The organism is Alteromonas sp. KUL106 (genome assembly GCF_009811415.1).
GTDB lineage: Bacteria > Pseudomonadota > Gammaproteobacteria > Enterobacterales > Alteromonadaceae > Alteromonas.
In genome coordinates, this window is sequence record NZ_BLIG01000037.1 from 94,987 (window position 1) to 115,894 (window position 20,908).

The window sequence follows — 20,908 nt, forward strand, 5'->3', positions numbered from 1 at the left end:
TTTACTGTTCGCTTTGTTTTTTTAGTGCTTCGATACGACTTGAAAGGCTGAATAGGCGGATAAAGCCTTCAGCGTGCTTCTGGTCGTAAACATCATCAGCACCAAAGGTAGCAAAGTCTTCAGAGTAAAGGCTGTTAGGTGAGCGGCGTTGTGTAACCGTAGCTTGACCTTTGTACAGTTTAACCACGATATCGCCGGTGACTTTCTTGGCAAAGGAAGCGGCACCTGCAAGTAGCGCGTCGTTAAGCGCAGTAAACCAACGGCCATCGTACATGACGTGAGAGAACTCAAGACCAATTTGCTCACGGTACTTAAGGGCTGCTTTGTCTAGCACCATGGTTTCTAGGGCTTTATATGCTTTAAGCAGTACGGTGCCTCCTGGCGTTTCATAACAGCCACGGGACTTCATACCGACAAGGCGGTTTTCAACAATGTCGATGCGTCCGACACCATGGGCCGCTGCTACGGTATTGAGTTTGACCAGCGCTTGATACGGCGATAATGCTTCACCGTCAACATGAGTCAGCTTACCTTCGTCAAACGACAGCGTTACGCGCTCAGGGGTATCCGGTGCATCTTCTGGATCTACCGTTAGCGTCCACACTTGCTTGGTAGGCTCTTGCCATGGATCTTCTAGCTCGCCACCTTCGTGTGAAATGTGCCACGCGTTAGCATCGCGGCTGTAAATTTTTGTGGCTGACGCGGTAGTTGGAATATTGCGCTCAGCTAGATAAGCCAATAAGTCTTCACGGCTTACCATGTCCCACTCGCGCCATGGGGCAATAACGGTAAGATCTGGGGCAAGAGCAGCAAAGGTGCTTTCAAAGCGCACTTGGTCGTTACCTTTACCGGTACAACCGTGGCATAGCGCGTCCGCACCTACTTTACGGGCAATCTCAACTTGCGCTTTGGCGATAACTGGGCGCGCCATTGACGTACCTAATAGGTATTCACCTTCGTAAACCGCACCAGTAGTGATAGTAGGGAAAATGTATTCGCTTACGAATTCTTCTTTCAAATCAACAATGTGGCACTCGCTTGCGCCAGATGCGATAGCTTTTTCGTGAAGACCTTCAAGCTCTTCATCACCTTGGCCTACGTCGGCCGCAAATGCGACAACTTCACAGCCATAGTTTTCTTTTAGCCATGGAATGATGGCTGATGTATCAAGCCCGCCTGAATAGGCCAGCACGATTTTTTTAACGTTTTGCATCTAAGTAGACTCCTTAGGCGCCCGTTTAGGCATTAAGTAATTGAGTAAGGATGGCGTTTTGGCCATGCATTCTATTTTCGGCTTGCTGCATTAATAGCGACTTGTCGCTATCAATTAACGAGCCTGTAATTTCTAAATCGCGATGGGCAGGTTGGCAATGCATTACGTAACGTGCACCGGTTGCCTCCATCAGCGCTTCATTTACCTGATAAGGCATGAATTTTTCTTTGATCACTTCAAGTGGCGTGTCGTCACCCATTGAAAGCCATGTATCGGCATAAATAACGTCTGCACCATTAGCGGCACTAAGATCTGTACTTTCAACAATCGATACGCCCGTTTTCTCCGCTATCGCTTTCGCTTGCGCCACAATTTCCGGTACGGCTTCATGACCTTCTGGCGTCACTACAACTTGGTTGCAACCTAGAAGCGCGCCAACAATTAACAGCGAATGGGTGACATTATTGCCGTCGCCTACATAAGCCATGGTAAGACCTTCGGTTTTGCCAAATCGCTCAAACATCGTGAGGTAGTCGGCAAGGCCTTGGCACGGGTGGTATTTATCACACAGAGCATTAATAACAGGCACGTTGGCTGCCTTAGAAAAGGTTTCAAGAGTGCTATGAGAAAACACACGAGCCACAATTGCATCAGCCCAACACGCTAGGTTAGCCGCAGTATCTACAGCGTCTTCACGACCAGCCAATTTACCTGACTGCACATCTAAATACACCATATGGCCGCCAAGCTTGTTAATACCAATATCAAAGCTTACGCGGGTGCGCAGAGACGGCTTTTCAAACAGGGCAACAATGGATTTTCCCGCTAGCACGTTACTGTAACTTGCGGGAGCTTGTTTAATTTCTACAGCCAATTGCAGCAAGTTTTTCATTGCGTCGGGTGTCCAGTCTGCAAAGGTGAGTAGGTCCTGTTTCATTGTACTTCTCCGGCATTGCCTTTTATTAAGTCCGTGTTTGTTGACTTTGTATTTGTCAGGGCTGAGGGCAGTATTTGCGTGCCCGTTTTCTTATTTAAAATGTCGTTGATATCGGCGGCCCAACTCGCGATGTAAACCGCGCGATCTAGGCTTTCAGCAGACGCCAGTGCGGCATCTACTTTCACTTTCATTCCGTCGGTGATCACGCCTTCATCTGCGTACTTCGATATGCTTGCAGCGTTAAGTTCGCTAATTAGCAATTTGTCACCGTCTAGCACACCGTCAACATTGGAAAGAAGTAAAAGCTCAGCATTAAGAAGTTCTGCGATAACCGTAGCGGCCTGATCGGCATTGACATTCAGCAGCCTGCCTTGCGGGCTAGAGCCAATAGAACTGATAATCGGCAGCGTTGATTGAGCTAACACGCTTTTTAGAAACGATGCATCTGCTGTTGACGGCACGCCAACGGCGCCATACTGGTCAGCCAATGGCTCGCACACCACCATATTGCCGTCTAGTAACGATAAACCAACTGGAGTAATACCAGCAGCAAGCGCCGCTGCGCAAAGCTGTTTGTTTGCAGAGCCTGCGAGTGCACCGCAGATGTAGGGCATGTGCTCATCCGGTGTAACCCGAAGGCCATCAATTTTTGTACTTTGTAAACCAAGACTGGCCATAAGTGTTTCCACTAATGGACCACCGCCATGCACGACAACAACGGGGCGTGTGGCTTGTACGTCTTTAACGCTTAGAAATAAACGGGTCATTGCCGCTGCATCGTCAAGCAATGCACCGCCAACTTTAATTACAATTGGTGAAACACTCATAGCACTAACCCTGTCTCTACTGGTTGTTTCGTCATTATATTAAGGCACTGAATAGCCTGAGAGGCTGCACCTTTCATTACGTTATCTATTGCTGCTGTTACCACTGCGTATCCAGACGCTTCGTCTAGCTTCCAATGAAGATCAACAAATGGAGTATGAGCAACGTCGTCAATTTTTGGAAAACTCTTGCGCAAACGCACAATAGGCTTATCAGCATAGGCGTCAGTGTACGCTTGTTCAAGTTGCTCGCTGGTGGTACCAGCTTTAACTTTCACGGTCACGGTTGCCAATATCCCGCGTTTAAAATTACCTAAGTGCGGCGTAAAAATAACAGGCGTACCTAAGTAAGCTTCAATTTCAGGGGTATGACGGTGGCCGAGCACGCCATAGGCCTGCAGGCTCACCTCAAAAAAGCTGGTAGTTAGGCTTGCTTTTCGGCCTGCACCCGATACACCAGACACGGCGTTAATTACAGGGCGCACGCTGTCATCCAGCAAATTATGGGTCGCAAGGGGTTTAAGCGCACTAAGACTCGCCGTGGGATAACAACCCGGCACAGCTATAACGTCTGCGTTTGCGATCTGCTCTTCGTGCCATTCGGCAAGACCATACACAGCCTGAGCCAAGCTTTGTCCCTGCGTATGAGGAAAACCATAAAATTGCTCGAAGACTTGGGTGTCTTTTAGCCTAAACGCGCCCGATAAATCGAGCACTTTAGCTTTACCTGAAGACAAGATAGGCATCCAGTCGTGGCTGGCCTCGTGAGGCGTAGCCAGAAAAATAAAGTCGACGCCATTGGCCATTTCTTTAAGCGCTGCGTCTGAAATAGGCGTAAGCGTGGCGTTCACGTGAGCCAAGTTGCCGTGAAGCTCAGCAATATTTCTACCAGCATCGCTACTATTTTCAGATACATAAGTACCAGCCAACGCGAGTTTAGGGTGTTGAATAACCAACTGAACAAGTTGTGCCCCTGTGTAACCACTGGCACCAATAATTGAAACGCTGTACATAATTTAAAAATTCAATAAAAGGAGAAAAAAATCACTTTTTACCTTTGTAAACTGGTTTGGCGAATATCCTTGCCCAACCGCGACCACATTACAAAGGTAAAAAGTGTGCTACCGAATAAGCATAGATGTGCACACGCATCGTCGTGCGCTATGCAGGGAGTAGCCAGCCAGGGGAGAGGTAAACTCTTTATCGCTGTTAGTGGTTGAACCAACAACGCGAGTTGGTTGTGTCATCATCAATTCCTATCGTGTTACAACCCACATTTTCGGGTTGGATGCTTTAACCGTTGACTAGTTTAACGTTATTGAATTTTTATTCAATAAAAATGTATAAATATTTTGTTTTTATTGTTTATTTGATTTGCTATTAACAATTTCAGCAATAATACCTCTATAGTTATGACAGTCTGTTGACAACGTTTGCAAGAGAACTGAATATTTATACCAGTCCGCACAATCAATGAGCGTATAAACGTTTCGTTTGTTTACGTTGAGTTTTTAGCTATGCATTTAGCTAAACTATTGAACTTGCTATGAGTGGATGGCGTGACAAAGACGGGCTGAGAATTTTTTTTGGGATAAATGGAAATCAAATGGGCAAATTAACCTTGGCGCTTGTCGCGCATGATCATAAAAAACCTGAATTGCTAGCATGGGTTAAGCAGCACATTGATGTGTTAAAACAGTGCAATTTAGTTGGTACAGGAACCACAGGCGGTTTGATTGCCAGCGAAACCGGACTAGAAGTCACACGCTATAAAAGTGGCCCACTTGGCGGTGATCAGCAAATAGGAGCGCTTATTGCTGAAAACAAGTTAGATGCACTTTTCTTCTTTTGGGATCCGCTGAATCCAGCCCCTCACGACCCTGACGTGAAAGCGCTGTTGCGTCTGTGTTCGGTATGGAATGTACCGGTGGCCTGCACACCAGCAACAGCTGATCTGATAATAACGTCGCCGCTTTTCTTGTCACCAGACTACAAGCCGGTAAAACCGAATTTTTAGCGTCGGCGTTCATCTCAAACTGGGTCGCAACAACTATGATTGACGAAACGGAATTTGTTTGAAAACCAGCGATAAAAAAGGCTGGCAAAGGCCAGCCTTTAGTACAGTGAGTTGGGGTATTATTGACTGTTATGAACGCAGTAAATCACGCAGTTTTCTAGCATCTTCACGCTGTGCTTTTAACTCAGCTTGCTGCTGGGGCGTGAGTATGGCAAACATGGCTTGGCGCTGTTTGGCTTTCTCTACTCCAGCACTGACAAGGCGATCTTTGTATTGAGCGATAAGCGCGTTCCACGCGTCTTGTGAGAAAGACGAGCTCCTAATGAGGTCGCGTTGGGCATCCTTGAAGCTACGAAGTGTTTCTCTATTCGCTTTCGATGTTTCCTTGAATGATTCACGAAGCTCAGCAAGATAGGCCAGTTGATCATCGGTCAGCGCTATGCCTCTAAACGGCATACTATTGCGCTCGTGTTCTTTGCCGCTGCTTTCACCTTTTCCGTGACCGTGGAATTTTTTGCTTTTGCCCTCGCTATTCATACGTTTCGCAAATTGTGATTTTTGCTCGTCAGATGCGTCGCGACGCTTATTGCCTCTCGCTGCTTTTTTTTCTTCCCTACTTTTCTCTCGCGCTACCACTTTGGCTTGCTGCTCTTCATTTAGCACGTTAAAAATATCGTGGCGCAGTTGCGCCAGCGCAAAATGTTTCGACTCACGGTTTTCAATTTGAGAGTGAACAAAGGTACTGATTTGGCTTTCAGTGGCGTTCTCAAAATCGAAGTTTGGCTTCTCAAAAGCACCGCGCTCAGGTCGAGGGTGAGCGTCTTTGAAGGCACTCACGAGTGTTTTTATCTCTTCACGCTGGAGGTCACTTAATTCAAGGCCGCGAAGGTGTTTAACCATTTCTTTAATCGGTTCGTGGTGACGCATACCAAGGCCCGAAGGCTTGGCCCACGTAAGGCCACTTAAGCTAATCGCCGCTACCGTTGCACTAGCAATTAATAACTTTTTCATTATCGTCTCCTTGTTGTTCGGACACGATAATAGTAGCGCTCATCAAAAAGAAAGCTGTCAACACACTGTAAAGCTTATGTAAAGGTGATGCCGTTTCGTGATGGTAACGGTCTGAAAAGATATAGTATGCGTTTGAATATGGCTTTCGATAACTCTTGAAAGACTCGCTTCAAGCGTGGGTTGAAGTTTATTTCGTTTACAGGCACTTTCATGAATCTAGCAGCTAAAGAGTTTAATACCATGAGTTCAGATTTTCACTTGCAGTCTATCCTTGTTATTGATGATGACCTTGAGTTAACCGACATGCTTTCTACTTACTTGTCGGGTATGGGCTATCAGGTACAGGTGCAAAATGATGGATATGATGGCTTGTCGGAGGCTGTATCAGGGCGTCATTACGACCTTATCCTTCTGGATGTGATGATGCCTAAAATGGACGGCTTTGATGTATTGAAAAAGCTCAGAGCAAGCCACAGCACACCGGTGCTTATGCTTACCGCACGAGGCGATGATTACGACCGCATTTTAGGCCTTGAAATGGGCGCGGATGATTATTTGCCTAAACCATTTAATCACAGAGAATTGGTGGCCCGCATAAAAGCCATTGTTCGTCGTCATAACCTGTCAGCGTCGGGAGGGGCTGTTGAGCAAGACTTATATGTAAATGGCGTTTTCTTAAGCCCGAGTAGCCAACTGGCCAAAGTAGACGATGTAGAGTTAACCCTCACCACGACAGAGTTTTTAATTTTACGTCTGCTTATGCTCAATGCTGCGCAGCGAGTGACCAAAGAAGAAATAAGTTTAAAGGTACTCGGTAAGCCGCTACAAGCGTTTGACAGAAGTATTGATATGCATGTGAGTAATTTACGCAAGAAAATCAGTGCAGTGGCCGTTGATGAAAAAATCAAAACCATTCGAGGGGTAGGGTATATGTTAATTGTTGGAAACCGATAATGGTAAAAATCTTACGCAGTTTAAACCCTACACGAGCTATTATGGGCCGGCTGTTTCTTTGGTTTTGGGCGACCTTTATGGTTACCTCACTTTTGGCGATATGGGGAAGTCGTCTTTTTTTCGAAGATCTTCAAGTTGTGCAAATAAAGCCCCGTGAAGTTGCTGATTTAAATCAGGCCATTGAACGCATGGAACGTGAGCGTTTTCAAAATATGCCATTCGAGGAAGCGCTGGATCGAAGTTCACGGGGAATAAGAGGAAGGCTCATTGCGATCGATGTGTTGGATAATCGTTTAATTTCAGGCGGGGGACCACCACTGCGTAATAACGACAAAGACGATTTGTTACGTTTAATAGGCCAAACGTCACCTATTGCTGTTGAGCGCGGGGCGTTTAAAATTATAGGCCCTTTATTCTTTGAACGTAATGGCAAGCGATATGCACTTTTCTCAGTAAAGTTTGATATGCCTGAGAAGAGAACGCCTCCTGTATTACTTTTTCTGTCTATCGCTGTTATTACCACTATTCTCTTAAGCTGGCTGTTTGCTAAGTCACTCACAACGCCTATCTTGCATATTCAAAGCTCGGCAAGGCGCATTGCGGGTGGAGACTGGCAATCTCGAGTGGGCAGCGCTGCGAGGCGTCAGGATGAGCTAGGGCAACTCGCTCGCGACTTTAACAAAATGGCAGAACAGTTAGAGACGATGTGGGGGGCGCAAAAGCGACTGTTGGCCGATGTATCCCACGAGCTGCGTTCGCCGCTTGCTCGCCTGCAGATGGCGTTAGGCCTTGCTTATCAGCAAAATGTAGACCCTGATACGTTATCACGGGTTGAGCGAGAAGCTGACCGCATGGAAGCACTCATTGCGCAGTTGCTCACCTTAAGCCGCGCTGAATCTGGTGAGGCAACTATCCAAAAGCAAGCATTAACGCTTGTGCTAAACGATGTGCTCACCGATGCGAACTTTGAAGCGGCTAACAGAAACAAGCAGTTACAAATAGACGAAATACCTAAAATGACCGTACTTATTGACAGTATGATGTTTTGTCGCGCCGTTGAGAATGTTCTGCGCAACGCCATCCGCCATAGTAAGTTCATGACACATATATCGTTTAGCGAAAATAATAAGCACTGGTGTATTCATATCACAGACGATGGTGATGGGCTCACGGCTGAAGAATGCGAACGGATATTTTCCCCATTTTATCGCGCAACCCTTGCTCGGGAACGAGAGTCCGGCGGTGTCGGCCTGGGTTTATCCATTGCAAAAGCGGCAGTTGAGTTGCATCATGGGCGCATTATTGCTGAACCTGCTGAGCGCGGTGGGCTGCGTGTTACCTTGTCTTTTCCAAAGTCTTTAGATGATGAATGACAGGGACAATGGCCATCTATGAGCGCGCCGTGATTGTATAAAGGATATTTATGAACTGGACGCTTACGTCTGAAAATAACTTAGCAAGCACCTTTGCCTCACATATCAATCCTTTTTGGCTCGACCGTGTTACTGAGGGGCATTTCCTTGGCAAAGGAAACATTAAGGTGCGTTTCGCTCACTGCATTCCCGAATCGCCGAGGGCAACCATTGTTATTTGCTCGGGGCGCATTGAATCGTATCTGAAATACAAAGAGTTTATTTACGATTTATATCAAAATGGCTTTGCCGTATTTATCTTAGATCATAGAGGGCAGGGCCTGTCAGATAGAATGACAAGCGATCCACAGCACGGCTACGTTGAGCATTTTGATGACTATGTTGACGACTTCGTCATGTTTGTAGACTCAATCGTTAAGCCTTTGCAGCAAGGACCTTTGTTTTTGGTTTGTCATTCAATGGGGGGAGCGATTGGCGCGCTTACATTATTGCGTCTGCCTAATCTGTTTTCCAAAGCAGTACTTGCCTCTCCAATGTTTGGTATAAAACCTTCGTTACCAAATTGGTTAGCAAACGGTTTAATTCGCACAGGCCTCGCCGTTAACAGGATGGCAAAGAAAGACGCCGGTTACTTTTTTGGCCAAACCCCGTATATCGCGTTTCCTTTTTCATTGAATAAGCTCACCCACAGCAAAACACGCTATGCGTTATTTCGAGAGCTCTATGATGAAGAGCAAGATATCCAGCTTGGCGGCGTAACCACAGAGTGGCTAGCCGCCGCGCACCAAGCAATGAACAAGATTGAAAGTAGTGCGCGAGCCATAACAACACCAACGCTAGTGTTAAGCGCAGATGATGACGCAATAATAGATAACAAACGCCAGCGCCGTGTTGCGCAACAGATGCCAAATGCCACATTAGAAATTGTGCCTCGAGCGTATCATGAGCTGTTTACAGAGTCTGACGAAATTCGTGAGCGTTCGCTTTCTCGTATTCTCGACTTTTTGGCAAATGAGCAGGACCTGTAGTTCTTGCGTGCATCGTCGCCTCAGACTCAGACGAGTAAATTAGCTGCTGCTCGCTAAGCGTTTAAGGCCGCTTTTTTATGTTCACTCGTTATAAAAAGCGGGTGTAAAGGTGATGAATCGCAGTGTTTCGTTATAAAATAAACCGGTTATCAATTATTAAGGTAGTTTAGTAAAGCATGCTCGATATCGTACTTTATCAGCCAGAGATTCCGCCGAATACTGGAAATATCATCCGTTTATGCGCAAACAGTGGCTTCACCTTACACCTGATTGAACCTTTAGGGTTTGAATGGGACGACAAGCGGGTACGTCGCGCTGGCTTAGACTATCACGAATTTGCACACGTCAAGCGCCACGCGAGTTTAGACGCATACCTTGAAGAGGCGAAACCTAAGCGTGTCTTTGCTTGCACAACGAAGGGGAAAGCGTTTCATAGCGATGTAGCGTATCAAAAAGGCGATGCGCTTATCTTTGGGCCAGAAACGCGAGGTTTACCGGATGACTACATTCAATCTCTTCCTCCCGAGCAGCGTGTTCGCATTCCTATGTTGCCAGACAGTCGCAGTATGAACTTGTCTAATGCGGTCTCTGTGTTCGTGTACGAAAGCTGGCGTCAGATGGGATATGAAGGAGCGCGCTAGCGGCTTTGAAACCATCGTTTTTCTCTACGACTTGTCATCAGGGACTCATGTTACTTAACGTAAAGACTTCGTAAAGCGCCAGAGAGTCAGCTTTCGTTCAGCTTCACTCATTAATATAGCCTGTGAACATGTACAAATGAGTTAGGAGTAGCACTATGAAACGCATGACACTGGGTATTATTACTGGCGTTTGTTTACTGGTTGCGGGGCAAGCAAGCGCGCATTCGGGTCATCATTCTCACGCTCAAAGAGGAATAAGTGACGGTGTGACGGTGATTACGCAGCCTGTTCGCGCTCTCGTCGATGTAGCAATTAGCATTCCTGAAATTGGGCTTTACGTTAACGTGTTACCCGGCGCGCATAGGGTTGAGGTTATCGATAATCATCGTTACTACGTTGCCAATGATCATTATTATCGAAAACATGGCAACCGTTATGTGGTGGTCGACTCACCCTACAAAAAGGCGAAAAAAGTTAAACGGCATAAACGCAATCATCAAAGCTACAGGGACAATTCAAAAGTTATTGTGGTGAGGGAAGGTCGCTAATTGCTCGCTGAATTAGCAAGATAAAAAAGAAGCGTAATTTGATTACGCTTCTTTTTTGAGATCTCGACCAAGCAGGGTTAAAGCCGCTTCTTTAGGTGATTTACCATGATAAAGCACAGCGTATATCTGTTCACAAATCGGCATTTCTACGCCCACTTTTTCAGATAATACATGCACTTCTTCCGTATTGCGGTACCCTTCAACAACCTGACCAATTTCTTCCATGGCTACATCTACGCTTTTACCTTGGCCTAATGCCAAACCAAAGCGACGATTGCGCGATTGATTGTCTGTGCAGGTTAATACTAAATCACCAAGGCCCGCCATACCCATAAACGTTTCTGGGTTTGCACCTAGCTTCACCCCCAAACGAGTGAGTTCTGCTAAGCCTCGGGTGATCAAAGCAGTACGCGCATTCGCACCAAAACCAAGGCCATCTGCCAAGCCTGCGCCAATCGCGATGACGTTTTTGACCGCGCCGCCTAGTTGAACACCAGTGAAATCAGCGTTTTTGTAAACGCGGAACGACTTTGCGCAGTGGAGCTTTTCCGCAAACTCGTCGCTTAGCGTATCGTCTGTGGAAGAGAGTGAAATAGCGGTAGGTAAACCGGCCACCATTTCTTTAGCAAAGGTGGGGCCCGATAACACGGCTAGGGGGTAATCGGTTCCCAATATTTCCTCTGCTACATCACGCAGCAAACGACCGGTTTTGGGTTCAAGCCCTTTGGTCGCCCAAATAATACGATGATGCGGTTTAAGTAAAGGCTTTAAGCTGTGAAGCATTGTCGAAAATGCATGACTAGGGACAACGACTAGAATGTCTTTGCTAGCCGCTACCACTTCTTCAAGATTGGCATTGACCACTAACGCATCGGGAAACGTTGCGCCTGGAAGGTAACGGGCATTTTCTCGGCTCGCATCCATTTCAGCAATGTGATTTTCATCACGCCCCCAAAGGAGCGTTGGGTTGCCGTTTCTGGCCAGACAAAAAGCAAGGGCGGTGCCGTAAGACCCCGCCCCTAATACTGAAACTGGTGCTGAAACCTGATTCGACTTCATGTTCACCTAATTAGGCGTCCATCTTTGGCGCTTCGCCTTGCGCTTGCTGTGCACGTTTTTGAACGTAAGCGGCAAAAATAGCGTCAAAGTTTACAGGTGCTAAGTTAAGTGGAGGGAAAGTTCCACGGTTAACCAAGTTAGAAATCGCTTCACGCGCATACGGGAAAAGCATGTTCGGGCAGAACGAACCTAACGTGTGTGCTTTGTTCTGGTCAGGCATTTCACCAATGGCAAATATACCTGCTTGTTGAACTTCACAAAGGAACGCGGTCTCTTCACCTAGCGTCGCCGTTACGGTTACTGAAAGCACAACTTCAAATACATTCTCGTCTAGCTTGTTCGTGCTAGTGTCGATATCAAGTTTAATTTCTGGCTTCCACTCTTTTGTGAATATAGCCGGTGCGTTTGGAGATTCAAAAGAGATGTCTTTTGTATAGATACGCTGAACATTGAACTGAGCACCCTGCTGTGCCTGTGCGCCTGTTGCTTCACCGTTGTTTGTCTGATTTTCGTCAGCCATGGTATTTCCTATTTAATTGTCGTTTTAATTTAATGTAGTGCGTTGCTGTATGCGCTGACGCTTACGCTAAACCTAACATGGGGTTTAGTTTGCTTTGGGCTTCTAACGCCATCATATCATCACAGCCACCAATGTGCTGGTCGTCTATGAAAATTTGCGGAACAGTCCAGCCGCCGTTAGCGCGCTCGATCATTTCGTCGCGAAGTTCAGGCTTTACATCTATCGGATATTCAATAAATTCTACACCTTTTTGCGTTAACAGTGCTTTTGCACGGTGGCAATAAGGACAATGTCCCTTGGTGTAAAGTTCTACTTTGCTCATAAAGGTTACCTGTTATTTAGAAACGGGAAGGCTGGCGCTTTGCCATGCGTTCATTCCGCCTTTTAATACATTCACATTAGCGAAGCCATCTTTCTGCATCGCATTTGCCGTACCACGAGCCTGATTACCCATAGCGCATACTACGATAATGGGTGTGTCTTTACTGTTTTCAAGTTTCTTGAAGTTTTTCTCACGCAACTCTTCAGGTTTAATTTGTCTGGCTCCTAAAATGTGACCAGCCTTAAACTCTTTTGCGGGGCGTATGTCTAACACTATTGCATCATTTTTGTTTATTAAAAGTGTTGCTTCGTGTGTACTTAATTCTTTAACTGGCGATGTCCATGCGCTGATATAGCTAAATATCAACATCGCCACAAGTGCAACCCAAATACCAGCAAGAATAAAATTGTTGCTAGCAAATTCAATTAGTTGATCCATTACCTCTAACCCTGTCTACAGACCATGAAAAGTGTGCAAAGTATATAGAAAACTGGGCGAGAAACCAGCCTACCTTCGCGTAAGATGCGTGTAAGACCTAATGTATCTTTGGCAAATACTTTAGATGATTGATATTACGAATAAATTGCACTGGGCTTATGGATAGTCGTCAGATACACTTGATTTGAGTATTAGCAGCAATGATGGACATTCGGTATTTCATTATTGACTTTTAGTTGAGGTTCTAAGCGCACGTTATGTCAGCACGGTCATTACTTTCAATCATTGGGTGCATCATAGCCCTTTTTATTCTGCCGATTGGAAGCGGTGCTCATGCACAGTTAAATACTGCAACAGCGCAAAAAGAGAAGCTGGCTGAACTTCAGGCTGAACTTCGCGCTCGCCAACAGGTACTAGAAAATAACAAGGCCAGTGCTCAGGAACTCGAGAATGTTCTAAAAAAATCGGAGCTTGAGATTGCAAAAGTAGCGAAGGCTTTGTCTACCACACGACAGGCGCTTCAAAACGTTGAGCAAGAGCAAAGTAAACTTGAAGAAGAGCAGGAAGGCCTGAAAGCCGCGATTCGAAATCAGCAGTCGTTGTTGTCCAGTCAGCTTAAAAGCGCATTTATGGCAGGGCATTACGACTATGCGAAAATGTTATTCTATCAAGATGATGCTCGCACATTTGAACGAATAATTACCTATTATCAATACGTTGCAAAAGCCCGCCAAGAGGAAATTGAAAGTTTTAGAAGTAACGTAGCGCGATTAGAAGAAGTGAACGCCGAACTTGATGAAAAGGCTCAGTCGCTTTTAGCGCTTAGAGAAGAACAGGAAGGCCAGCGTGCTGTTTTAATCACGCGTCAGGACGATAGGAAGACCACGCTTAAAAAGATAAACAAAACTATTGCGTCTGAAAATCAGAAAATTGCGTCATTGCAGGCTGACGAGCAAGCGCTCAAAGAGGCTATTGAAGCTGCGCAAATTGCTGCAGAACGGGCTGCGCGTGAGGCCGAGGTCAGCATGAACGGACTGGTCAAATTAAAGGGTAAAATGAGCGCTCCGGTAAAAGGCAGGATCCGCAATCTTTTTGGAAGCCGTCGCCAGGGACAGGTCTCGTGGAAAGGCATCGTAATTGATGGCGCAGAAGGCGACCCGGTGAATAGTATTGCGCCAGGTAGGGTATTATATGCGGATTGGCTTCGCGGGTTCGGTTTGGTTGCTATCGTTGATCACGGCGAAGGCTACATGAGCGTTTACGGCCACAACCAAGCCTTACTTAAACAAGCTGGAGATGATGTAAGGCAAGGTGAACGCATCGCTCTTGTCGGGCGAAGCGGAGGTCAGGAATATCCTAATCTCTACTTTGAAATTCGCCACAAAGGTAAAGCACTTAATCCAAGAGCTTGGTTAGACTAGGGCGTGTTGATCTTTGCTGCAAAAATGCACAGAAAAGACCAATACGGCCTGATTTTGCTATTTAAGAATATCCTCAAACTAAGTTGAAACTGAGTCAGTTGTTGGTATTCTAGAAAAAACACAGCATTGTGTAGTGTGCGCTTAAATAATAATGATGAAAAACGGATGTGACTTAGATGCTTTTGCGTCTGCTAATGCCTTGTTTAATCTTTGTTTTATGCGGGCTAGTTAGCCCTAAAGTAAAAGCAAAGTCAGACATAATCATAATTTTAGATGACCTGGGTTACAGGCCGTCCGATGTCGCTGCTTTCTCTCTTCCTAAAGAAATTACATTCTCTATTCTTCCGCAAACACCTTTAGCGTCTGAAATTGCGCAACGCGCCGATAAAGAGGGCAGAGCTGTCATGCTGCACATGCCTATGCAAGCGCAAAACGGAAAGAATATGGGGCCCCTCGGACTAACCACTGATATGTTCGCAGGAGCCATTACTCATAACCTGCGAAAAGCGATAAAAAGTGTGCCTAACGCCGTGGGCGTTAATAATCATATGGGAAGCGCATTCACTGGGCAGCCAAAAGCCATGGAAGCGCTTTTAAAAGAAGTGAAGCGGCAAGGGTTATTTTTTGTAGATAGTCGGACTACGGTACTCACTAAAGGTGAAGAAATAGCTGAGCGACTTGGTGTACCTAACGCTAGCCGACAGGTTTTTCTGGATCATAAGCTAGAGCCAGCATTTTTGCTTAAGCAGTTTAACCAGATGAAACGCATTGCCAAAAAGAATGGGCACGTTGTGGTTATCGGTCACCCTCATCCAGAAACCGTCGATTTCTTGAAAACCTATTTACCCTCACTTGAAAAAGAAGGCTTCACCCTAACCTCGGTGGCCGACTACTTCTCACATGCACCTAAAGTGGCCAAACAGTTTCCGCAAAAATATGTGGATACTGCAGCGCTGTTTGACGCTGTAAGTACTGAAAGTGGTCAGGTTGAGGAGCAAGGCGAGACATCGTCGTTAAACACTGAGCTTGCAGAGAGTGTGACTTCAAAAGGTACGTCAGTGGCATTGATTGTGAGCCCAGACGCTTAGCACTTCAGTCTTATTCCTCCCCAATTAGTCTATTTTAATCTCGTTAAGATCAAAATTTAATGCGGGAACGTTTCGTATTTTTAAGAGTCTGTTATAATATAACGTCTCTGGCGATTTTATCGCGAACAAATTATTGAATGGTGGTAATTAGAGTAATGACTCCAATTGACGAGAATCCAACAAAACTAGACAAACTTGGCATTTGGGTGTCGAGTTTGTGTGCGCTGCATTGTCTCGCGCTGCCTGTTTTGGTGCCTCTACTACCGCTCATTGGCTCAAGCTTTTTTGCACAAGTGTGGTTCGAACGAACTATTCTCACCTTTTCTCTGATTGTTGGGTCCGTCGCTTTGCTGAGTGGCGCTATTCGTTACCACGGCAAATACTACCCACTCGCATTGCTATTCACAGGTGGTGCTATCTACTGGCATAAAGATATTTTTGGGCATCACTATGAGCCCTTTACCATAGCTATTGGTGCATTCTTAATCGTAGCAGGGCACTGGGTAAATATGCGTTTGTGTAGGCAGTGTAAGTGCTGTAAGCGCACCGTTTTTTCGGAACACCTGTCTACTGAACTCAAATAATCAGTGCCCGTTGTTTATAAATAAAAAACGAGCCAACGGCTCGTTTTTCTTATTTGTCGGCGCTTGTCCTAGAACAGTACTTTACGAGCCGTATCAGGTACATTGGTAAATATACCTGTCACACCCCATTCCCTAAGCATTAGCATGTCTCTGGGCTCGTCAACGGTATAAACGAAAACGTCAAATCCATCTTGTTGGGCTGTTTTAACAAACTGCTTATCAACCGCATCTAACGCTATATTTACCGAATATGCGTTAAGCGTTCTTGCGCTTGCTGTACAGTCTAGTTCGTAACTGGCAGACAAGGCACCAATCTTTATTTCCGGCCACTGGTGTGTAATAGCCTGTAACCAATGATGGTTGAACGACGAGATAAGAAGCTTATCAATACTAATGCCGCTTTCCTGCACCGCCGTTTTAACGTCTTTAACCCAGCTATCAACGTCATGTAAATGTTTAATTTCAATATTGCACCATTTATCACACGGGACACAGTCAAGCGTTTCAGTCAGGGTTGGTATATGTTCTCCCTCACCGATGTCCATTTTTTTTAGCGCTTCCCATGTCACGTCCAACAAATAGCCTGGCTCGCGGGCTCTGCGCGCAAGCGTTCTATCGTGAAACACAATAATGCCACTTTCGTGCTGATAGGTATCAAATTCAATGCCGTCAGCATTTTGTTTAAAGGCAAGATTAAACGCTTTGATTGAGTTTTCGGGGGCGACTTTACTGGCCCCACGGTGCGCAAAAATTAGCATAGGTAACACTATCCTTACGTGTAATATCGAGCGCTACGAATTATTAGCGTTGTGCAACTTATGGGTGTTGAGCGTTTCATAAATTGATGCTGACGTTATAAGTATTCCGCCAATCAACGCACTCCATCCGGGCTTTTCATTTAGCAAAATTATTGCGAGAAAAACGCCATAGAGTGGCTGCATACAAGCAATAAGAGAAAACGTTTTTGCCCTAAGGTGTCGAAGACTTGCGGCAATTAATGCATGAGGAAGGGCAGTGAAAACCGTACCCAATAGTATTAGCATTATCCACGCGTCAACTGAAGCAGAGGCAATGGCTTCACTTCCTACCGGTAACATTAATACACTGATAACCAGTGTCTGCCATGCCATAGCCTGCGCGCCGCTGTAGTGCTTGAAATGCTTGCGATGAATCAAATTTCTAAACGAATACAACACGGCCGAAGCAATACCGATTAACACACCAAGAGTCACATCATTTTCCAGTGACGTTTCAGGCACGATTAAATAGACGCCAATGACCACAGTAAGGGTAGAAACGATGTCTTGCCAAACCAGCCTTACACGTTCGAAAAAGGGCTCGATAAGTACCGTGATAACGGGAAATGTAAACAAGGCAATCATGCCAACAGACACGCCGGCATACTGCATAGCGGCAAAATAGGTGACCCAATGCAGCGCCATTATCACGCCTAAGCCAAGGGCAACGCCGTAGTCTTTTCTGGAATTTAGCTTTATTTTGTTCTTTGCCAGCTTCAAAAAGGCAAATAACGCTATGCAGGCAAATACCGACCGAACAAGAGTAATGTCACTGGCACTAAGTGGTACAAGCCGAGAGAAAAGGGCGGTACCACCAAGTAAAATTACCGTGAAATGAAGTGATATCAGGCTTTTTTTAACAGCATCCATAAGTTAGCTGTCAGCGCCCTCTGACGGATTCTCATTATCTTCTTCAATGCCCGTTTCATCTGCGGCTAGCTCCGTTGACTTTAGCGCCATGGGTTCGCCAAGACGAGTGACCATACCAGGAGCAAGATCTTCAAAGTCAATCATGTCTTTTTCGAAACATACCACAATGGTAGAGCCTAGTTTAAAGCGGCCAAGTTCAGCTCCCTTCTTTAGAAAAACCGCTGCTTCGCTGTCTTTTTCATACGACCAGTGCTGAACATTTTTGCCAGCAGGTGGGGTAACCGTACCTGCCCAAACAGTCTCGATGCTTGCCACAATAGTCGCGCCAACAAGTACCATCGCCATTTTGCCTACAGGGGTGTCGAACAGCGCTACTACACGTTCATTACGTGCAAACAGACCCGGAATATTTTGTGCTGTAAGTGGGTTTACCGAAAACAGTTCGCCTGGCACATACAACATGTCAGTAAGCGTGCCTTCAACAGGCATATGAATTCTGTGATAGTCGCGAGGGGCAAGATAAATCGTAGCAAATTTACCATTTTTAAACGGCGCAGCTACGTCAGGCTTTCCGCCTAATAATGTGGTCAGGCTAAAGTCGTGCCCCTTCGCTTGAAAAATGCTGTCGCTATGAATGTCGCCAAATTGGCTTACTGTTCCGTCAACGGCGTGGATAAGTACGTCATCGTTTTCATCAATAGTTCGCGCTTCAGGTTTAAGCGGGCGCGTGAAGAATTTATTAAAGCTGCGATAATGCTCTGGTTTTTCATGCAGCGCTTCAGTCATATCAACATTGTATTGCTTGATAAACAGCTTGATGAAAAAAGTGGTTACGCTACCCATTTCCGCTTCGGCAAGCTTGCCTACAAGTCGTGAAAGCAGGTGCTTTGGTGTTACGTATTGTAAATTAACTTTAAGCCAATCTAACACAAAATATCTCCGATTCTTTTATGCAAGTCATAACGCATTGCATACATGGCGTTATTGTATCGTAAGTCGTGGTATTAAGAGCAACTTTAGGGTTATGAGTGCTTACACAAAAGCATAAGCACATGGTTCAAGCTGCAATATTTCGTCACCGTGCCAACAATGTAGTACATAAAGCGCGTGAACTACATTGTTAGCCCGCTAATGAATTTGGTGCTACACGAGGTTATATGCCAAAGGCGGTTATTAAGCCCCAGGTGGCTGACTGTGGCTGGGACGCTGCTCTTCCATCGTTGTTAAAATTCGATGGTAGCTGTCGAAGCGTTCAGCGCTGATTTTCCCTTCTTCTACCGCTTCTCTTAGTAAACAGCCGGGGTCGTTGAGGTGTTTGCAGTCTCTAAATTTACAGCCGCCTAGATAATCTCTGAACTCAATAAAACCCCATGTAATTCGTTCGGTGGGAATATGCCATAAGCCAAATTCACGTACTCCGGGAGAATCAATTAAATCACCGCCAGCGGGGAGGTGAAGCAATTTTGCGGCGGTGGTTGTGTGTTGGCCTAGCCCTGAGTTATCAGAAATATCACCGGTTAATTCATCGGCGTCAGGAAGTACTTGGTTAATAAGGCTTGATTTACCTACGCCAGACTGGCCTACGAAAACACTGATGCTATCGTTAAGATATTCATTGAGTTTGTCGATGCCTTCGCCGGTTTTACAGCTGGTGAATAGCACTTCGTAGCCTAAGTTTTCGTAGGTTCTAAGCTGCGTTGTGACGGTTGCCCGTTCATCTTCGCTAAGCAGCTCTACTTTATTCAGTACAATAAGTGGCGTGATGCCTATGTCTTCACAGGCCACCAAATAGCGGTCGATAATATTCAGAGACAAGGTAGGTAAAATAGCGCTTACAACAATAATACGGTCGATATTCGCCGCTATAGGTTTAATACCATCGTAATAATCTGGGCGGGTAAGGACAGAGTGCCTGTCTTTAACAATTTCAATAACTCCACTTACACCCGATTCAGCGTCATCCCCTTTACTGAAAAATACCTTGTCGCCACATACGACAGAGTCTACCGTGCGGCGAATATGGCAGCGAGACACAACGCCGCTGATATCTTCAACATCAGCATGTTTTCCGAACCGACCAATAACAGTCCCGCTCTCAAGCGTACTTTCATCTAGATTTGCTGCGCCCTTAGATGCGTGCTTTTCAAGCAAGCGTTTGCTTCTGTTGGCCGCAACTTGCCGTTTCTGTCTTTGTGTAAGTTTTGGTTTTTTCGCCACGATTCTTTTCTAGTTTGACGTATACTGTGACAATAATACCGTTTGTAGGGCATGGTTGCCATGTCTGTAGCGCAAAGAGGAAAGTAATGAGTAAACACGATACTAATCTTGTCTGGATAGACATGGAGATGACGGGACTGGATCCTGAGACTTGTGTAGTAATGGAAATTGCTACTATCGTCACTGATGCGCAGCTAAATATTTTGGCCGAAGGCCCAGTAATAGCAGTGCATCAAAGTGATGAGATATTAAATAATATGGACGAGTGGTGCACTCGCGTTCACGGAGAAAGTGGGTTAACCGCCCGTTGCCGAGACAGTAAAATAAGTGTAGATGAAGCATCTGCCCAGACCATTGCTTTTTTAGAGCAGTGGGTGGATGCAGGTAAATCACCGTTATGTGGAAACACAATCGGGCAAGACAGACGCTTTATGGTGAAGTATATGCCAGAACTTGAGGCTTACTTTCACTATAGAAATATTGATGTAAGCACCATCAAAGAGCTTGCGCGTCGCTGGAAACCTGAAATTTTAGACGGTTTCGAAAAGAAAGGCGTACACCTAGCGCTAGACGATATTCGCGAGTCTATTGAAGAAATGCGCTATTATCGTGAGAAAGTGTTTACGATTTAAGCATTCAAACATTGAGGTGCAAAAAAAGTAGAATTAAAGGTTGCGTTACCCCAAAATTTTTGTAAAATGCGCACCACTTCAAACGAAGTACCTCTTTTGTTGCGGGAATAGCTCAGTTGGTAGAGCACGACCTTGCCAAGGTCGGGGTCGCGAGTTCGAATCTCGTTTCCCGCTCCAAATTTTAAACCTGATAGTAAATTTTACTTTCAGTGAGCGTGAAAAGCGCGACCCCTAGTGGGCCCGCGACCGAGTGTCGGCCAGTTAGCGAATCTCGTTTCCCGCTCCAAATTTTAATCTAGGTCTCTAGATTGCCTATAAGATGCACAGCATCGACTCTATGCGGGAATAGCTCAGTTGGTAGAGCACGACCTTGCCAAGGTCGGGGTCGCGAGTTCGAATCTCGTTTCCCGCTCC

At 45.7% G+C, this 20,908-nt stretch carries 23 protein-coding genes and 2 tRNA genes; 12 read left to right on the top strand and 13 right to left on the bottom strand.

The window, feature by feature from the left end:
• Nucleotide 1 precedes the first annotated feature (1 nt).
• From GVO63_RS13525 to argC, 4 genes are read right to left on the bottom strand one after another with little or no spacing between them, the layout of a single operon-like run.
• Nucleotides 2–1,213: an argininosuccinate synthase gene (locus GVO63_RS13525; protein WP_159493182.1), complete on the bottom strand. Its 1,212-nt coding sequence runs from the start codon at nt 1,211–1,213 to the stop codon at nt 2–4.
• Between the two features lie 25 nt (nt 1,214–1,238).
• Nucleotides 1,239–2,150 (bottom strand): ornithine carbamoyltransferase, encoded by a 912-nt coding sequence (locus tag GVO63_RS13530; RefSeq protein ID WP_159493183.1) that lies wholly within the window; start codon nt 2,148–2,150, stop codon nt 1,239–1,241.
• Nucleotides 2,147–2,977 carry an acetylglutamate kinase gene (gene argB, locus GVO63_RS13535; RefSeq protein ID WP_159580538.1) on the bottom strand — a complete coding sequence of 277 codons (831 nt, stop codon included), beginning with the start codon at nt 2,975–2,977 and terminating at the stop codon, nt 2,147–2,149. The genes GVO63_RS13530 and argB overlap by 4 nt, the downstream gene beginning before the upstream one ends.
• Nucleotides 2,974–3,987: an N-acetyl-gamma-glutamyl-phosphate reductase gene (gene argC, locus GVO63_RS13540; protein ID WP_159580540.1), complete on the bottom strand. Its 1,014-nt coding sequence runs from the start codon at nt 3,985–3,987 to the stop codon at nt 2,974–2,976. The genes argB and argC overlap by 4 nt, the downstream gene beginning before the upstream one ends.
• 593 nt (nt 3,988–4,580) lie before the next feature.
• Here argC and GVO63_RS13545 point away from each other — a divergent pair.
• A complete protein-coding gene (locus GVO63_RS13545) occupies nt 4,581–4,991 on the top strand; it encodes a methylglyoxal synthase (RefSeq protein ID WP_159493186.1) in 411 nt (136 codons plus the stop codon).
• Nucleotides 4,992–5,120: 129 nt separating this feature from the next.
• Here the strand turns inward: GVO63_RS13545 and GVO63_RS13550 are convergent, their stop codons facing one another.
• On the bottom strand, nt 5,121–6,002 hold the full coding sequence (locus GVO63_RS13550; protein ID WP_159580542.1) for a Spy/CpxP family protein refolding chaperone: 882 nt from the start codon (nt 6,000–6,002) through the stop codon (nt 5,121–5,123).
• A gap of 210 nt (nt 6,003–6,212) precedes the next feature.
• Between GVO63_RS13550 and GVO63_RS13555 the strand changes: the two genes are divergently transcribed.
• From GVO63_RS13555 to GVO63_RS13575, 5 genes are all read left to right on the top strand, one after another.
• The gene (locus GVO63_RS13555) at nt 6,213–6,956 is read left to right on the top strand and encodes a response regulator transcription factor (RefSeq protein ID WP_159580544.1); all 744 of its coding nucleotides are present in this window, start codon (nt 6,213–6,215) and stop codon (nt 6,954–6,956) included.
• Nucleotides 6,957–7,033: 77 nt separating this feature from the next.
• Nucleotides 7,034–8,329 carry an ATP-binding protein gene (locus GVO63_RS13560; protein WP_236552151.1) on the top strand — a complete coding sequence of 432 codons (1,296 nt, stop codon included), beginning with the start codon at nt 7,034–7,036 and terminating at the stop codon, nt 8,327–8,329.
• Between the two features lie 50 nt (nt 8,330–8,379).
• Nucleotides 8,380–9,357: an alpha/beta fold hydrolase gene (locus GVO63_RS13565; RefSeq protein WP_159493190.1), complete on the top strand. Its 978-nt coding sequence runs from the start codon at nt 8,380–8,382 to the stop codon at nt 9,355–9,357.
• 176 nt (nt 9,358–9,533) lie between these two features.
• A complete protein-coding gene (gene trmL / locus GVO63_RS13570) occupies nt 9,534–9,998 on the top strand; it encodes a tRNA (uridine(34)/cytosine(34)/5-carboxymethylaminomethyluridine(34)-2'-O)-methyltransferase TrmL (protein WP_159493191.1) in 465 nt (154 codons plus the stop codon).
• 155 nt (nt 9,999–10,153) lie between these two features.
• A complete protein-coding gene (locus GVO63_RS13575) occupies nt 10,154–10,546 on the top strand; it encodes an NAD(FAD)-dependent dehydrogenase (RefSeq protein ID WP_159493192.1) in 393 nt (130 codons plus the stop codon).
• Between the two features lie 42 nt (nt 10,547–10,588).
• Here GVO63_RS13575 and gpsA read toward each other — a convergent pair whose 3' ends face one another.
• The 4 genes from gpsA to GVO63_RS13595 all read right to left on the bottom strand — a co-directional run bounded on the left by gpsA (nt 10,589) and on the right by GVO63_RS13595 (nt 12,885).
• Nucleotides 10,589–11,605 (bottom strand): NAD(P)H-dependent glycerol-3-phosphate dehydrogenase, encoded by a 1,017-nt coding sequence (gene gpsA, locus GVO63_RS13580; RefSeq protein ID WP_159580548.1) that lies wholly within the window; start codon nt 11,603–11,605, stop codon nt 10,589–10,591.
• Nucleotides 11,606–11,615: 10 nt separating this feature from the next.
• A complete protein-coding gene (secB, locus tag GVO63_RS13585) occupies nt 11,616–12,125 on the bottom strand; it encodes a protein-export chaperone SecB (RefSeq protein ID WP_159493194.1) in 510 nt (169 codons plus the stop codon).
• A gap of 61 nt (nt 12,126–12,186) precedes the next feature.
• A complete protein-coding gene (gene grxC / locus GVO63_RS13590) occupies nt 12,187–12,447 on the bottom strand; it encodes a glutaredoxin 3 (protein ID WP_159580550.1) in 261 nt (86 codons plus the stop codon).
• Nucleotides 12,448–12,459: 12 nt separating this feature from the next.
• The gene (locus GVO63_RS13595) at nt 12,460–12,885 is read right to left on the bottom strand and encodes a rhodanese-like domain-containing protein (RefSeq protein ID WP_159493196.1); all 426 of its coding nucleotides are present in this window, start codon (nt 12,883–12,885) and stop codon (nt 12,460–12,462) included.
• Between the two features lie 257 nt (nt 12,886–13,142).
• Between GVO63_RS13595 and GVO63_RS13600 the strand changes: the two genes are divergently transcribed.
• The 3 genes from GVO63_RS13600 (at nt 13,143) to GVO63_RS13610 (ending at nt 15,978) form a co-directional block, all read left to right on the top strand.
• Complete coding sequence (locus GVO63_RS13600) at nt 13,143–14,306, top strand: murein hydrolase activator EnvC (RefSeq protein ID WP_159493197.1); 1,164 nt, start codon at nt 13,143–13,145, stop codon at nt 14,304–14,306.
• 176 nt (nt 14,307–14,482) lie between these two features.
• Nucleotides 14,483–15,394, top strand: a complete 912-nt coding sequence (locus tag GVO63_RS13605; protein WP_236552152.1) for a divergent polysaccharide deacetylase family protein — start codon at nt 14,483–14,485, stop codon at nt 15,392–15,394.
• Nucleotides 15,395–15,549: 155 nt separating this feature from the next.
• Complete coding sequence (locus GVO63_RS13610) at nt 15,550–15,978, top strand: MerC domain-containing protein (RefSeq protein WP_159493205.1); 429 nt, start codon at nt 15,550–15,552, stop codon at nt 15,976–15,978.
• A 68-nt stretch (nt 15,979–16,046) separates the two neighbouring features.
• On the opposite strand, the gene GVO63_RS13615 is transcribed toward GVO63_RS13610, so the two are convergent.
• The 4 genes from GVO63_RS13615 to rsgA all read right to left on the bottom strand — a co-directional run bounded on the left by GVO63_RS13615 (nt 16,047) and on the right by rsgA (nt 19,862).
• Complete coding sequence (locus tag GVO63_RS13615; protein WP_159580552.1) at nt 16,047–16,736, bottom strand: glycerophosphodiester phosphodiesterase; 690 nt, start codon at nt 16,734–16,736, stop codon at nt 16,047–16,049.
• 33 nt (nt 16,737–16,769) lie between these two features.
• Entirely contained in the window at nt 16,770–17,645 is an 876-nt protein-coding gene (locus GVO63_RS13620) for a DMT family transporter (protein ID WP_159493199.1), read from the bottom strand.
• A gap of 3 nt (nt 17,646–17,648) precedes the next feature.
• A complete protein-coding gene (asd, locus tag GVO63_RS13625) occupies nt 17,649–18,575 on the bottom strand; it encodes an archaetidylserine decarboxylase (RefSeq protein ID WP_159580554.1) in 927 nt (308 codons plus the stop codon).
• Nucleotides 18,576–18,818: 243 nt separating this feature from the next.
• On the bottom strand, nt 18,819–19,862 hold the full coding sequence (gene rsgA / locus GVO63_RS13630; RefSeq protein ID WP_159580556.1) for a small ribosomal subunit biogenesis GTPase RsgA: 1,044 nt from the start codon (nt 19,860–19,862) through the stop codon (nt 18,819–18,821).
• An 86-nt stretch (nt 19,863–19,948) separates the two neighbouring features.
• Between rsgA and orn the strand changes: the two genes are divergently transcribed.
• From orn to GVO63_RS13645, 3 genes are all read left to right on the top strand, one after another.
• A complete protein-coding gene (gene orn / locus GVO63_RS13635; RefSeq protein WP_159580558.1) occupies nt 19,949–20,494 on the top strand; it encodes an oligoribonuclease in 546 nt (181 codons plus the stop codon).
• A gap of 101 nt (nt 20,495–20,595) precedes the next feature.
• Nucleotides 20,596–20,671 (top strand) — tRNA-Gly (locus GVO63_RS13640).
• 162 nt (nt 20,672–20,833) lie between these two features.
• Nucleotides 20,834–20,906 (top strand) — tRNA-Gly (locus GVO63_RS13645).
• Nucleotides 20,907–20,908 lie beyond the last annotated feature (2 nt).

Excerpts from the sequence above, each read along its gene's own strand:
- GVO63_RS13525 (WP_159493182.1), bottom strand. The coding sequence starts at position 1,213 with ATGCAAAACGTTAAAAAAATCGTGCTGGCCTATTCAGGCGGGCTTGAT.
- GVO63_RS13530 (WP_159493183.1), bottom strand. The coding sequence starts at position 2,150 with ATGAAACAGGACCTACTCACCTTTGCAGACTGGACACCCGACGCAATG.
- argB (WP_159580538.1), bottom strand. The coding sequence starts at position 2,977 with ATGAGTGTTTCACCAATTGTAATTAAAGTTGGCGGTGCATTGCTTGAC.
- argC (WP_159580540.1), bottom strand. The coding sequence starts at position 3,987 with ATGTACAGCGTTTCAATTATTGGTGCCAGTGGTTACACAGGGGCACAA.
- GVO63_RS13545 (WP_159493186.1), top strand. The coding sequence starts at position 4,581 with ATGGGCAAATTAACCTTGGCGCTTGTCGCGCATGATCATAAAAAACCT.
- GVO63_RS13550 (WP_159580542.1), bottom strand. The coding sequence starts at position 6,002 with ATGAAAAAGTTATTAATTGCTAGTGCAACGGTAGCGGCGATTAGCTTA.
- GVO63_RS13555 (WP_159580544.1), top strand. The coding sequence starts at position 6,213 with ATGAATCTAGCAGCTAAAGAGTTTAATACCATGAGTTCAGATTTTCAC.
- GVO63_RS13560 (WP_236552151.1), top strand. The coding sequence starts at position 7,034 with ATGGTTACCTCACTTTTGGCGATATGGGGAAGTCGTCTTTTTTTCGAA.
- GVO63_RS13565 (WP_159493190.1), top strand. The coding sequence starts at position 8,380 with ATGAACTGGACGCTTACGTCTGAAAATAACTTAGCAAGCACCTTTGCC.
- trmL (WP_159493191.1), top strand. The coding sequence starts at position 9,534 with ATGCTCGATATCGTACTTTATCAGCCAGAGATTCCGCCGAATACTGGA.
- GVO63_RS13575 (WP_159493192.1), top strand. The coding sequence starts at position 10,154 with ATGAAACGCATGACACTGGGTATTATTACTGGCGTTTGTTTACTGGTT.
- gpsA (WP_159580548.1), bottom strand. The coding sequence starts at position 11,605 with ATGAAGTCGAATCAGGTTTCAGCACCAGTTTCAGTATTAGGGGCGGGG.
- secB (WP_159493194.1), bottom strand. The coding sequence starts at position 12,125 with ATGGCTGACGAAAATCAGACAAACAACGGTGAAGCAACAGGCGCACAG.
- grxC (WP_159580550.1), bottom strand. The coding sequence starts at position 12,447 with ATGAGCAAAGTAGAACTTTACACCAAGGGACATTGTCCTTATTGCCAC.
- GVO63_RS13595 (WP_159493196.1), bottom strand. The coding sequence starts at position 12,885 with ATGGATCAACTAATTGAATTTGCTAGCAACAATTTTATTCTTGCTGGT.
- GVO63_RS13600 (WP_159493197.1), top strand. The coding sequence starts at position 13,143 with ATGTCAGCACGGTCATTACTTTCAATCATTGGGTGCATCATAGCCCTT.
- GVO63_RS13605 (WP_236552152.1), top strand. The coding sequence starts at position 14,483 with ATGCTTTTGCGTCTGCTAATGCCTTGTTTAATCTTTGTTTTATGCGGG.
- GVO63_RS13610 (WP_159493205.1), top strand. The coding sequence starts at position 15,550 with ATGACTCCAATTGACGAGAATCCAACAAAACTAGACAAACTTGGCATT.
- GVO63_RS13615 (WP_159580552.1), bottom strand. The coding sequence starts at position 16,736 with ATGCTAATTTTTGCGCACCGTGGGGCCAGTAAAGTCGCCCCCGAAAAC.
- GVO63_RS13620 (WP_159493199.1), bottom strand. The coding sequence starts at position 17,645 with ATGGATGCTGTTAAAAAAAGCCTGATATCACTTCATTTCACGGTAATT.
- orn (WP_159580558.1), top strand. The coding sequence starts at position 19,949 with ATGAGTAAACACGATACTAATCTTGTCTGGATAGACATGGAGATGACG.